This is a genomic window from Duganella sp. GW821-FHT07F09, from assembly GCF_059418705.1.
The window spans coordinates 1-13,403 of record NZ_JBWKQJ010000031.1; the positions used below are offsets into that span (position 1 = coordinate 1).

General features: G+C 63.8%; 11 protein-coding genes. 8 read left to right on the top strand and 3 right to left on the bottom strand.

Features of this window, described 5'->3' with window-relative positions:
* Positions 1-310 precede the first annotated feature (310 nt).
* Positions 311-1,516 (bottom strand): YbfB/YjiJ family MFS transporter, encoded by a 1,206-nt coding sequence (locus AC07P1_RS33480; RefSeq protein WP_494699911.1) that lies wholly within the window; start codon positions 1,514-1,516, stop codon positions 311-313.
* Between the two features lie 391 nt (positions 1,517-1,907).
* Here AC07P1_RS33480 and AC07P1_RS33485 point away from each other — a divergent pair, with 391 nt between their 5' ends.
* Complete coding sequence (locus tag AC07P1_RS33485) at positions 1,908-3,305, top strand: pectate lyase family protein (RefSeq protein ID WP_494699912.1); 1,398 nt, start codon at positions 1,908-1,910, stop codon at positions 3,303-3,305.
* 33 nt (positions 3,306-3,338) lie between these two features.
* On the opposite strand, the gene AC07P1_RS33490 is transcribed toward AC07P1_RS33485, so the two are convergent.
* Positions 3,339-3,623 carry an SDR family NAD(P)-dependent oxidoreductase gene (locus tag AC07P1_RS33490; RefSeq protein ID WP_494699913.1) on the bottom strand — a complete coding sequence of 95 codons (285 nt, stop codon included), beginning with the start codon at positions 3,621-3,623 and terminating at the stop codon, positions 3,339-3,341.
* Between the two features lie 190 nt (positions 3,624-3,813).
* Here AC07P1_RS33490 and AC07P1_RS33495 point away from each other — a divergent pair, with 190 nt between their 5' ends.
* Positions 3,814-4,710, top strand: a complete 897-nt coding sequence (locus tag AC07P1_RS33495) for an AraC family transcriptional regulator (RefSeq protein WP_494699921.1) — start codon at positions 3,814-3,816, stop codon at positions 4,708-4,710.
* An 84-nt stretch (positions 4,711-4,794) separates the two neighbouring features.
* Positions 4,795-5,313, top strand: a complete 519-nt coding sequence (locus AC07P1_RS33500) for a porin family protein (RefSeq protein ID WP_494699914.1) — start codon at positions 4,795-4,797, stop codon at positions 5,311-5,313.
* A gap of 168 nt (positions 5,314-5,481) precedes the next feature.
* Here AC07P1_RS33500 and AC07P1_RS33505 read toward each other — a convergent pair whose 3' ends face one another.
* The gene (locus tag AC07P1_RS33505) at positions 5,482-6,387 is read right to left on the bottom strand and encodes a choline sulfate utilization transcriptional regulator (protein ID WP_494699915.1); all 906 of its coding nucleotides are present in this window, start codon (positions 6,385-6,387) and stop codon (positions 5,482-5,484) included.
* A gap of 182 nt (positions 6,388-6,569) precedes the next feature.
* On the opposite strand from AC07P1_RS33505, the gene betC reads away from it, so the two are divergent.
* From betC to AC07P1_RS33530, 5 genes are read left to right on the top strand one after another with little or no spacing between them, the layout of a single operon-like run.
* Entirely contained in the window at positions 6,570-8,105 is a 1,536-nt protein-coding gene (gene betC / locus AC07P1_RS33510) for a choline-sulfatase (RefSeq protein ID WP_494699916.1), read from the top strand.
* Positions 8,102-9,091 carry a choline ABC transporter substrate-binding protein gene (gene choX / locus AC07P1_RS33515; protein WP_494699917.1) on the top strand — a complete coding sequence of 330 codons (990 nt, stop codon included), beginning with the start codon at positions 8,102-8,104 and terminating at the stop codon, positions 9,089-9,091. Before betC ends, choX begins: the two co-directional genes overlap by 4 nt.
* A 38-nt stretch (positions 9,092-9,129) precedes the next feature.
* Positions 9,130-11,358 (top strand): TonB-dependent receptor, encoded by a 2,229-nt coding sequence (locus tag AC07P1_RS33520; protein ID WP_494699918.1) that lies wholly within the window; start codon positions 9,130-9,132, stop codon positions 11,356-11,358.
* 9 nt (positions 11,359-11,367) lie between these two features.
* Positions 11,368-12,339, top strand: a complete 972-nt coding sequence (locus AC07P1_RS33525; RefSeq protein WP_494699919.1) for an ATP-binding cassette domain-containing protein — start codon at positions 11,368-11,370, stop codon at positions 12,337-12,339.
* Position 12,340: 1 nt separating this feature from the next.
* Positions 12,341-13,174, top strand: coding sequence for an ABC transporter permease (locus tag AC07P1_RS33530; RefSeq protein ID WP_494699920.1), 834 nt, complete (start codon positions 12,341-12,343; stop codon positions 13,172-13,174).
* Positions 13,175-13,403: the final 229 nt, after the last annotated feature.

Here is a 13,403-nt window from a genome sequence, read left to right on the forward strand (position 1 = left end):
TACTGACAGGCCACTATTTTCATAGCGCCTATTTCATTACTTCTTGTGAACATTTGATATTTTAAGTATCGCGGAACTTGGTTACCCTTGCTCCGCGTGCACTTTCATCAAACGTCCACACTTATCGACTGTTAATTTTTAAAGAACTGGGCTCCCGCCGAGGGCGGTACTGCGTCGCCAACAAATCGTTTTGTCTGTCAGCGAAGAAGGAAGAGTATGAATCGTTTAGACCGTTTCGTCAACCTTCTTTTTTGCCTCGCTTCACTCTGCAACACCTTGTTTTGTGTGCACCGTTTTGCGAGGAGGCGAACTATAGCAAAGCCCCTTTAGGCTTGGCAAGAACTTTCTTCACGCCATCAGCAAGCACCGCGATTAACAACGCGCCCGCGCCTATTCCCATCAGCAAACGGTGGTCGCCGCCGCTTTGCGCGAACAGATAGGAATAGCCATAACCGGCCAACGCCTGGAACAAGGCGAACACTGTCGTGGCCCGGCTCCATACGGCGCTCTGGGCGTGCGCATCGCCCGGTAAAATCTGATGTACGCGGCCCAGCACAATCGGCACGATCCCCGGCGGGAAAGAACCAACGACAACCGTGGCCGCGATGAGCACCACATGATTTGCAGAAAACATCATTAACGCGATCACGCCGGCCTGCATGATCAACGCCCACTGCGCTGTGCGTGTCGGACCGATACGGTCGGTCATGGCGCCATAGACCATTGGTCCGGCGATCGCACCTATGCCGTAAGCGATCCAGAACAAGGCCGCCGTGTGCGTTCCCCATCCCAAGCCACGCGCGACGTAGTCAACCAAGAACACCATTAGCGGAACCAGGCCGATCGCCATCAACGCGTACTGGACATAAAGCACGTTCAGATCGAAACGCGCGCCGGCTTTAGCCTCCGTAGGCTGCGCGCTTTGAGCGGCGGCATGAACGTGCGGCGCGGACGGCCAACAGAACCAACTTGCGATACTGAGCACCAGCGCCAGCGCGCCCAGACCGAGCCACGTCTCGCGCAAACCGACACCCAGCAGCATCGGCACCACCGTACCCGAGGCGGCAATACCAACGCCCACGCCCAGGAAGATCGCCCCGCTCGCCGTCCCCCTGCGCTCGAGCGGCACATGCGGCAACACCGTCGACGCGACCAGCACCATGATGATGCCGCCGGATATGCCCGACAACAGACGCCAAACAAAGAACCAGCTCACCGACAGCGGGAAGGCGCAAGCGAAGAATGCCAGCGAGGCCAGCATCATCATCAGGCGCAGCGTCGCCCGCGCCGTTAGCCGCGCGGCCAGCGGACGCCCCGCCAAAGCACCCACGAGATATCCAACCAGATTGGCCGCGCCCAGATAGACCACATCCTGCGCGGCAAACCAGTGCGCCTCGATCAGCGGCGGTATCAACGGCGTGTAGCCGAAGCGCGCCAGGCCGATGCCCACGAGGCTGGCGCACAGGCCCGCGAAAATGGCGCGCCCGGCCGCGCCCTTGTCTGTTGCGATATTCATCACGATCCCTATTGACTCATCATGTGCGACAGCATACTTCTTTGCCTACGTCAGCGCTTGGCGCAGGATTTCTTTCCGCCGCTTCTATCCGGCACGCTCCAACAGCGCCTTAAATGTCTTTCGCCCCTGGCACCAAAACTGCGGCTGCCGCGACAGTCTTCGCTCCGCACGCGCCCACGATGTGGGGTGGCCCCGTAAAAGCCACATCCTTCCCGACCCCAGTCGAAACGACCGGCTGCACCATCGTTCGACGCAACGGAGCATGCCCAATGAAAATCTCAAACGACCAACCCGCTATCAGCGGAAAGACACACCTCAGCGCATCGCTGGCAATTCAAAAACATGCCCACGCCAAGGACTTGGAAACCCGCGTCCTCCCGGCTTGCGAAGCATGTTGAAGAAATATCAGAAATCGCTGTCCAATAACGATGCGGCCGCCGGCGGCCACAAACATCACGGCCACCAGCATCACCTGCACAAGCATCACGGCCATCAAGGCCATCACCACAAGACGCCGGCGACCGACGACAACGCGTCCATCAATCCCACGAGCGCCACGCCGCCGGTGCAGCTGACGACGACAACCAAGCTACCCGATTCGCCCGACACCACCACCAACAGCACCCGGCACACATCCAGGATAGCGGCGTCCGCACCGAGGACGGTAGCGCCCGTCGCCACGCCGGTCATCGCGCCGACGGGCAAGCCCGCGACGGACGTCGACGCGCGCCAGACGCTGGACGCCGGCCACGGCTGGGGCGCGCGGAACGGCGGCGTCACCGGCGGTTCGAAGGCCGACAACGCCCACGTCTACACCGTCTCGACGCGCGCCGAACTGCTGGCCGCGCTCGGCGGCAACAACGCCACCAATGGCGGCAACGCCACGCCCAAGATCATCAAAATCACCGGCAACATCAACCTGAACGCCGACGACCAGGGCCGGCAGCTGAGCAAAGCCGACTTCGCCAACGAAAAAGCCCAGCTCGACCACGACATGCTGACCGTGGGTTCGAACACCACCATCATCGGCGTCGGCCCCGACGCCGGGATCACGGGCGGCGGCTTCAACGTGAACGACTCGCGCAACGTCATCATCCGCAACCTCAACATGAGCACGCCATTCGATTTCTTCCCGGGCAAGGACGACCAGGGCAATCCGCACGGCCGGGTCTACAGCATTGAAGCGAAAGGCACGCAGAACCTGTGGGTCGACCACAACACCTTCAGCGACGGCAAGGCGCCGGCCGGCGCCATCAGCGGCGACCAGATCGACTTCACCAACGGCGCCAACTTCGCCACCATCTCCAACAATCAATTCTTGAGTCACAACAAGTCGATCCTGATTGGCTCGAGCGACGGCAGGACCAGCGACGCGGGCAAGCTCAACGTCACCATCGACCACAACCTGTTTGCTGGGGTGTCGCAGCGCGATCCGCGTGTTCGCTACGGCCACGTCGACGTGGCGAACAATCTGTACCGGGACAGTTCGTCGCAGACCGAACGCTTCCAATACAACCTGGGGGTCGGCGTGCACTCGGACATCACGTCGCAGAACAACGCCTTCGAGACCCAGGGCGTCGATACAAGCAGCCTGGTCAAACGTTTTGGTGATTCGGGACATTTGACCGATTCGGGATCGCTGGTCAATGGCAAGGCGGTCGATCTGTCGTCGTCGCCTTCGGGCAACGGGCCTGGCGGCGGCGCCCTCGCGCATCTGGACGCGACGGCGGACCTGTCCGCGATCGTGCTGGCGCAATCGGGCGCCGGCAAGCTGAACGTGGCGGCCTAGGAAAACGGCCCACGGCGAAGCGGCACGACGTCCTCAACAATTATTGATGACGACGTCGATCCGCTTGTGCACATCCTCGGCGAACGCCAGGAATTCGCGCATCTCCTCCGGCCGCGAGACGTCCAGCGCGAACCACTCGGCCGAGCCGCCGGCGCTGCGGATTTCCGTCACCAGCGCATGCAGCTTGGCGGAGCGGCGCGCGCCGAGCACCACGTGATGGCCCTCGCCGGCCAGCTGACGCGCCGTGGCAGGACCGCTGCCCCGGCTGGCCCCGGCAATCAGGATCACCTTTCGAGTGGTATGTGCAATAGCAGTCATGATGCGCTCCTTTCAATGGCAATAAAACCAGCATGCATCATACGAACATCCGGCTTTGCTGCGAATGCACATGTCTATGTGTTTCTTGCCTAATCCTATACTTCGATGAGAGCCAGGTAGCCAGCGCGGCGACTTTGATGGATCATTCCTATTCACCACCGTATTTTTGGAAGGATTCGAATTGGAACGCATGATCGCGCTGCACACCAGCCTGGCGAAACACGACGGCTACACCGAGACGGCGCTGGAGGACGTGCGCCTGACCCGCGCCACGCAGAGCGTGACCAAGGCGCCCGCCATGTCCGATCCCTGCATCGCCATCGTGCTGCAAGGCCGCAAGCGCGCCCACTTCGGCGAGGACGTGCTGCAGTTCGACGCCGAGCACTACCTGGTGGTCGCCATCCCCACGCCGTTCATCAGCGCCACCGAGGCATCGGTCGAGGAACCGTTCCTGGGCCTGGTCATCCGGGTCGACCGCACCACGCTGGCCGACCTGATGTTCGCCATCGACCAGACCGCCAACGAGGTGCCGGCCATGCCCAAGGGCATGATGACCACGCGGATGGACGAGCGCCTGCGCGAGACCGTGCTGCGCCTGATGGAAGCGCTGAGCTCGCCACTGGAGGCGCGCGTGCTCGGTCCGGCCATCGTGCGCGAAATCTGCTTCCGCGTGCTGATGGGCGAACAAGGGGCGGCGATGCGCGCCGCGTTGACCAGCCAGGGCCAGTTCGGCCGCATCGCCAAGGCGCTGAGGCGCATCCACGCCGATTGCGCGGCCGACATGGATGTCGGCATGCTGGCGGCCGAGGCCAGCATGAGCGTGCCGGCCTTCCACGTGCATTTCAAATCGGTGACGCACTGCTCGCCGATCCAGTATCTGAAGTCGGCGCGGCTGCACCAGGCGCGGCTGCTGATGGCGCGCAGCGACATCACGGCGCAGGCGGCATCGGCACAGGTCGGCTACGAAAGCCCGTCGCAGTTCAGCCGTGAATTCAAACGCTACTTCGGCCGCAGCCCCGGCGAAGAGGCCGAGGCGATGCGGCGCATGCTGGCGCCCCAGCCGGCGGAAACGGCAAGGTTGCCGTAAAGATAATTAGAGGTTAGTATGCGAGGACGACGGCATTACAAATAAATCAATGTCGCGTTTTTCGTCTCAACCCTAAGGAACCTTATGCGACTCTCCATCATCGCGGCGGCCGCGCTCGCCGTTGCCGGCCCATCGTTCGCGGCACCGTTTGAACCTGGCGTGTATCTGGGCGTCTCCGGCGGACGCGCCTCGGTCTCGTCCAAATACGCGGACAACAGCAGCGACTTTTCAGTCGGCGGCGCGGTCGGCTACCAGTACACGCCCAATTTCGGCTTCGACGTCTACACACGCGGCCTGAGCCTCGATCCGTTCCGTGGCATGTTCACCGAGGCCGGTTACTACCCGGATCGTACATATGGCATCGCGGTCCAGGGTACGGTGCCGCTCAACGAGCGCTTCAGCCTGTTCGGCCGCGCCGGCGTCGGCCGCACTTCGATGCAGGGCAACCGCGGCGACCTGCCCGACCGCGATGAAACGGATCCGATGGTGGGCGTGGGCGTCAGCTACGCCTTCAACCGCCACTGGTCGATCGGCGTGGACGCCAGCTATCTGACCAAAACCGAAGTGTCGCTGTTCTCGTTCGGCGCTCGCTTCAATTTCTAGCGACAGGTAGGGCGGATTAGGCGGAACGCCGTAATCGGCCAATGCGTGCGTCGTCGAAACGCACGCATTGGCCGATTACGCTTCGCTAATCCGCCCTACGTATTTCCGTAGTGTTTCGCGCGTCATGGTGTTTGCAGGCTTGGCGCATTGCGCGCGGCCGCGCCAGTTCTAGGCGCAACCGCGCACGATCCACTCGCCCAGGCTGTCGAGCGCTTCCCACGGCTCGCGGCCGTGCGGCCGCACCAGGAAATAGCCGAGTCGTGTGCTCAGGGCCGGCGTCGGCAGAACGACCAGCTGGCCGCCCCTCACCAACTCATCGACCAACGGACGCCATCCCAGCGCGACGCCGTGCCCGGCGATCGCCGCCTGGATCAGCAACGGATAATTCCCCAGCGTCAGGCTCGGGATATCGCCACCGCCAGGCAGCCCTTGCAGTTGCGCCCAGTCCCGCCAGGTCATCCAGCGGTTTAGACCGCCGCCGCCCAAATGCAGCAGCGGCAAGCGCAACACGTCGGCGGGCGCGCCACCGGCTTGCGCGTGCCGCTCCAGCCACGCCGGTGAGCACACCGGCACCACCACCTCAGGCAAGATCTGCCGCGCGTCGCATCCAGTCCATTGGCCGTCGCCGAACGAGATCGCCAAATCCACCGCCTCGCCACGGATGTCGAAGGCGTTTTGCGAGGTGACGATGCGCACGTCGAGCTCGGGCCGCAACTCTTGAAACGCCGCCAGACGCGGCATCAGCCAGAACTGCGCGAAGGCGAAATCGGTCGCCACCGTCACCACTTGGCGGGTGCGCCGCGCGCGCAGCTTGTCTACCGCGCCATGGATCGCCGCCAGATGATCGCGCACCGCCTCGTGCAAGGTGGCGCCGTCCGCCGTCAACGTCACGCCGCGATGGGCGCGCTTGAACAGCGCCGTGCCCAAGTCTTTTTCCAGTGCGGCGATACGCTGGCTGACGGCCGGCTGGCTGGTGCCGAATTCCTCCGCCACCAGCGTGAAATTCAGGTGCCGCACCGCCGATTCGAAGAAGACCAGACTGTGCAACGGAACTCCTTGAGGTGGATTAGCCATAAAGTTCTCTTATGTTTCGATAATTTATTCTGCCCTCAAGACGCTGAATTTGCAAAGAAAATCTCAATTTCATACATAAGCCATATTTATATTATTCGAATATGAATATGCAAATTGATACGTTCATAATTTTCGGCGCACATCGCAGAATGCGTGCATCGATACATTTACGCAGATGCCTAATGCAGCCTAATATTCTGATCCTGATGGCCGACCAATTGACCGCGCGCGCCCTGGCCGCCTACGGCAACCGGGTCACCTCGACGCCGCAAATCGATGCCCTGGCCGCCGCCGGCGTGGTCTTCGATTCGGCGTATTGCAATTCGCCGTTGTGCGCGCCGTCGCGCTATGCGCTGATGACCGGCACCCTGCCATCGGCCAACGGCGGCCACGATAATGCCGCCGCCCTCTCCTCCGAGGCGGTGACGTTCGCCCATTACCTGCGCCACGCCGGCTACCGCACCATCCTCTCGGGAAAGATGCACTTTTGCGGCGCCGACCAGTTGCACGGCTTCGAGGAGCGCCTGACCACCGACATCTATCCGGCCGACTTCGGCTGGACGCCGGACTGGCGGCAACCGGACGTGCGCCCCGACTGGTATCACAACATGTCGTCGGTGATCGACGCCGGCCACTGCGCGCGCAGCAATCAGCTCGACTTCGACGACGAGGTCGTGTTCGCCGCGCGCCAAAAGCTGTTCGACCTCGCCCGCGACCCCGACCGCAGGCCGTTCTGCATGACCGTGGCGATGACGCACCCACACGATCCCTACGCAATCTGCTCGCCATACTGGGAGCAATACAGCGATGCCGACATCGACCCGCCGCGCGTGCCCGAGGCGCCGGCCGGCGAGGACGCGCACTCGCGCCGCCTGCGCGCCGTGATCGGACTGGATCAAACACCGGTCACGTCGGAGCAGACGCGCCGCGCGCGCCGGGCCTACTACGGCGCCATCTCGTATGTGGACGAGCAGATCGGCGTGCTGCTGCGCGCGCTGCGCGAATCGGGCCAGGCCGACGACACCGTCATCATCGTCACCTCCGACCACGGCGACATGCTGGGCGAACGCGGCCTCTGGTACAAGATGAACTTTTTCGAGCCGGCCAGCCGCGTGCCGCTGATCGTCCATGCGCCGCAACGGTTCCAGCCGCATCGCGTGGCCGAGTCGGTGTCGCTGGTCGATCTGCTGCCGACCTTGCTAGACCTGGCCCACGACGGCGCCACGCCGCCGGCCGGCGCCGCCTTCCCGCTCGACATCGCCGGTCGCAGCCTGCTGCCCCACCTTACGCAACGCGGCGGCCACGACGGCGTCGCCGCCGAATATCTGGCCGAGGGTGCACTGGCGCCCATCGTCATGCTGCGCCAGGGCGCCTGGAAGTTCGTCCACTCGCCGACCGATCCCGACCAGCTCTACCACCTCGGCGATGATCCCGACGAACTGCGCAACCTGGCATCGGACCCGGCCAGCGCCGACGTGCTGGCCCGCTTCCGCGCTGACACCGTGCGCCGCTGGGACTTGCCGGCGCTGCACCGGCAAGTGCTGGCCAGCCAGGCGCGCCGGCGCTTTATCGGCGCCGCCAACGCGCTCGGCGTGCATCACGCATGGGATTACCAGCCGCCGCGCGACGCCAGCAAACGCTACATCCGCAACCATCTCGACCTCGACGCGCTGGAGGCCCGGGCGCGCCTGTCCGTCCGACCAGGAGCCGACGCATGAATCACGCATATCCATCCGGCCCGGTCCGCCTCGCGCACCGCGCCGCGCTGACCACGCTGGCCGCCGGCGCCGTCATGCTGGCCGCGATCGCCAACCCGGCCCACGCCGCCGAACCCGAATCCTGCCGCGCGGTGCGCATGGCCGATCCCGGCTGGACCGACATCGGCGCCGCCAACGCGCTGGCTGGCATCGTGCTCGACGCCCTCGGCTACGAACAGAAAGTGCTGCCGCTGTCGGTGCCGATCACCTACGCCGGCTTGCAAAAAGGCCAGATCGACGTCTTCCTCGGCAACTGGATGCCAGCCCAGCGTCAGCTGGTCGATCCATTGCTGAAGGCCGGCACGATCGACTTCCTGCACGCCAACCTGCCGGGCGCCAAGTTCACGCTGGCCGTGCCGGACTACGTGGCACGCGCCGGCGTGCGCACCTTCAGCGACCTGGCCAAACACGCCGACAAGTTCGACCGCAAAATCTACGGCATCGAATCGGGCGCGCCCGCCAATCAATCCATCAAGAAAATGCTGGCCGCCCAAAGCTACGGCCTCGGCGGCTGGACCTTGGTCGAGTCGAGCGAACAAGGCATGCTCAGCCAGGTCACCCGCAAAGGCCGCAATGCCGAATGGATCGTGTTCCTCGCCTGGGAACCGCACCAAATGAACAACACCTTCAAGCTGGCCTACCTCGACGGCGACGACCTGTACTTCGGGCCGAAATTCGGCAGCGCCAGCGTCAACACGGTGGCGCGCCGTGGTTACCGCGCGGCCTGCCCCAACGTCGGCCGGCTGTTTGCCCAGATCGAATTCAGCGCGCCGCTCGAGCACGCCATCATGGCCGACATGCTCGACAAAAAACAGCCGGCGCGCACCGCCGCCCTGCGCCAACTGCGCGCCCGGCCCGAGCTGGCGAACGCCTGGCTGGCCGGCGTCACCACCCGCACCGGCGGCGACGCCGCGTCCGCCGTACGCGCGCGCCTGGCCCAGCCCTGATTCCCCCATCTCTTCATCCACTACCGCCGGAGCCACCGATGCGACACGCACTGCGATTCAAACCCCTCCACCTTCTCGTGTTGCAGGCGCTGGCCTGCTCCGCCCATGCCGCGGCCGACCCGGCGCCGATCGCCGCCTCCACCGATACGCCGATCGAGACCGTGTTCGTGCAGGGCCAGGGCCGCCAGGTGCAGAACATCACGCGCAAGGATCTGGCCGAGGCCATCCCCGGCACCAGCCCGCTGAAGACCTTGGAGAAGTTGCCCGGCGTATCGTTCCAGTCGGCCGATCCGTTCGGCGCCTACGAGTGGTCGGCGCACATCTCGATCCGTGGCTTCAGCCAGAACCAGCTGGGGTTCACCCTCGACGACATCCCGCTTGGCGACATGAGCTACCGCAACCACAACGGCTTGCACATCAGCCGCGCCATCTCGTCCGAAAACGTCGGCAACGTCGCGGTGTCGCAAGGGACGGGCGCGCTCGGCACGGCCTCGACCAGCAATCTGGGCGGCACGGTCGGCTTCACCACGCGCGGCCCCGCCGATGTCCCCGGCGCCACCCTGTCGCAAACGCTGGGTAGCGACAGCACCTCGCGCACTTTCGTCCGCTATGACACGGGCCTTCTGCCGACCGACACCAAAGCCTATCTGTCGCTGACGCGCCAGCGCGCCGACAAGTGGAAAGGCGACGGCGGCCAGGACCAGAACCAGTTCAATTCCAAGGTGGTGCAAAAGCTCGGCGCCAGCCAGTTGAGCGCCTTCTTCAACTACTCCGAACGCGACGAGACCGACTACCAGGACTTGTCGTTCGACAGCGTGCGCCGGCTCGGCTACAAATGGGACAACTACGCGCCCGACTGGCAACGCGCGGTCGCCGCCGCCAGGGGCGTCTACAGCGGTGGCGTCAACAACCTCGACGACGCCTATTACCTCGGACGCGGCTTGCGCAACGACTGGCTCGGCGGCGTCGCGCTGGAGTGGAATCCCAGCGATACCGTGCGCTTGAAAACCACCGTCTACGATCACCGCAACCATGGCGAGAGCCATTGGTACACGCCGTATACGCCGTCGTCGGCCAGCGTGCCGATCTCGGTACGGGCGCAAACCTACGCCATCGACCGTACCGGCGTGGTCAGCGATCTGACGTGGGAGCTGGGCAGCCACACCGTTACGGCGGGCGTCTGGGGCGAACGCAGCGTGCACAGCTGGTCGCGCGCCTTCTTCGCCGTCGACGGTCCGGAAAGCACCGACCATTTCCTCGACAATCCGTTCTCGACGGTGATCGCCCAGCGCTTCGTCAGCAAGACCACACAGCTGTATTTACAGGACAGCTTTGCCGCGCTCGACGACAAGCTCAAGCTCAGCTATGGCTTCAAGAGCAGCAAGGCGCGCATCGATGGCGACAACCTGGTCGGCGGCCGCGCCGGCGGCAAGCTGGAGGCGTCGAAGAAATTCCTGCCGCAGGCGGGCCTGACCTACGCCCTCACCGACCGCGAGGAACTGTTCTCGTCGTGGGCCAAGAACATGAACGCCTACCAGGCCGGCGCCGACGGTCCGTTCTCGCAGACACAGGCCGCGTTCGACCTGAGCGCGGGCAAGGTCAAGCCGCAGACCTCCACCACCGTCGACCTGGGCCTGCGCTCGCGGCGCGGTCCGCTGCAGGCGTCGTTGGCGCTGTACGTGGCAGACTTCAAGAACCGCCAGTTGAACGTCGCCACCTGCACCGGCATTGTCGGTTGCCCGACCACCTTGGCCAACGTGGGCAAGGTGGAGACCAAGGGTTTGGAGGCGGCGCTGGACTGGAAGATCGCGCGTGAATGGGCCTGGTTCAATTCCTTCACCTACAACGACTCGGCCTACAAGCAGGCGCCGGTGTACTACGAGGGCGCCACGCCGATCAACGTCAACGGCAAGCGCGTGGTCGACGCGCCGAAAGTACTGTTCAACACCGAGGTATCGTATGAGCGCGCCGGCTGGTTCGCCCGCGCCGACGCCAAATATACGGGAACGCGCTACTACACCTATCTCAACGACAGCCCGGTGCCGTCGTTCTGGCTGGCTAACCTGAGCGCGGGCTACAAGCTCGGCAACATCGGTCCATTCAAGAGCGCGTCGCTGCAATTGAACGTGACTAACGTGTTCGACAAGCGCTACTTCGCCACCATCGGCACCAACGGCTTCGCCAGCAGCGATCCATCGGGCGGTTTCGCCACCATGCTGGCGGGCGCTCCGCGCGCCGCCTTCCTGACCCTGAACGGCAAACTGTGAGTACCCGCCATGTCCAACGTTAAAGTCTCACTGCGCAATGTCTGCAAGGTGTTCGATTCGAGTCCCGCCGCCGCGCTGGACGATGTGTCGCTCGACATCGCGGAGGGTGGCATCTGCGTGCTGATGGGCTTGTCGGGTTCGGGCAAGTCGACCTTGCTGCGCACCATCAACGGCCTGGCGCCGCCGTCTCGCGGACAGGTGCTGATCGACGGCGTCGACCTGAACCGCCTGGCGCCGCGCCAGTTGCAGCAACTGCGGCGCGAGGCGATGGGCATGGTGTTCCAGTCGTCCGCGCTATTTCCGCATCGAAGCGTAATCGATAATGCCGCCTTCGGCCTGGAGATCGCCGGTGTTGGCCGCACGGAGCGGCACCGGCGCGCATCGGCCATGCTGGAACAGGTCGGCCTGCTGGCGCACGCGCAACAGTATCCGCATCAGCTGTCCGGCGGCATGCGCCAGCGAGTCGGTCTGGCGCGGGCGCTGGCGGTGGACCCGGCGCTGCTGCTGATGGACGAGGCGTTCTCTGCGCTCGATCCGCTCAAACGGCGCGAAATGCAGGAGTTGCTGCTGAGCTTGCAGCGCGAGCGGCGCCGCACCATTGTGTTTGTCTCCCACGACATCGATGAAGCGCTGCATCTTGGCGACCAGATCGCGCTGCTGCATGGCGGCCGTCTGGTTCAGCAAGGCACGTCGCGTGAGCTGCTGGGGAATCCGGTCAACGATCACGTGCGCGAATTTTTCAACAGCGCCGATACGTCCTGCCATTTGCTGGCGACCGACCTGATCGATCACGAAGCGGTGGCCGCGTCGGCGCCCGAGCAGCCCAGTGTCGCCGCCGATGCCAGGCTGAGCGAATTGATGCCGCGACTGACTGCTTATCAAGTGCCGTTGACCGTGCGCGACGCCAGCGGGGTCGCGCTGGGACTGATCACCGCCGCCAGCGCGCTGCGCATCATTTCACGCGCAAGCGCCAAGGGCTGATATGTTCGAACAATTCCACCAATATTTGCCTCTCGGCGACGCGGTCAACGGCGCGGTCAGGATGCTGATCGATCACAACGGCGGCCTGTTCGACAGCGCCGGGCGTGTCATCGAAGGTCTGGCCGGTGTTATTGAAAATGTTCTGCAACTGGCGCCCGCGTGGGCAGTGATCGTTGCGGCCGCTATCATTGGCTGGCGCCGCCTGTCCTGGCGCTTCGGCTTGTTCGCGGGATCGGCGTTGTTGCTGATCGCGGTGCTGGGCTATTGGCAGCAGATGATCGTCACGTTGGGACTGACCTTGTCGGCCACGTTGATCAGCTTGGCGCTGGGTGTGCCGCTTGGAATTTTAGCGGCCAGGAACCGGCATGTGCATGCGGTGCTGCGGCCAGTGCTGGATTTCATGCAGACCATGCCTGCCTTTGTTTATCTGATCCCGGCGGTAATGCTGTTCGGACTTGGGCGCGTGCCGGGCATCATCGCCACGGTGATTTTCGCGATGCCGCCGGCGGTGCGGCTCACCACCATCGGGATTTTGCAGGTGGACAAGGAGCAGTTGGAGGCCGGGCAAGCGTTTGGCGCAAGCGGATGGCAGTTGCTGTTCAAGGTACAGCTGCCGCTGGCCTTGCCGGCTCTGATGGGTGGCATCAATCAAACCATCATGATGGCCTTGTCGATGGTGATCGTCACGTCGATGGTCGGCGCGGGCGGATTAGGTGGAGAGGTGTTGAGCAGCATCCAGCAGCTGGATGTGGGATTGGGTTTTGAGAGCGGTTTATGTGTCGTGTTGCTGGCGATCATCCTGGACCGCATCACGCAAAGTTTTGGTGAGCGGTGATAAGAAGGCTCGAGGAGACACGTAGGGCGGATTAGCGAAGCGTAATCCGCCATGCATGCGTTTCGACGGCTCATGGAATGGCGGATTACGGCGTTCCGCCTAATCCGCCCTACGTGTCTCCGTGGTCCGCTTAAGACCCGGCGCATGGACGCAAAAAAGCCCCGACCAGATCACTGGAAGGGGCTTTTTAATATAACTAGCCTGACGATAACCTACTTTCACACTGGTT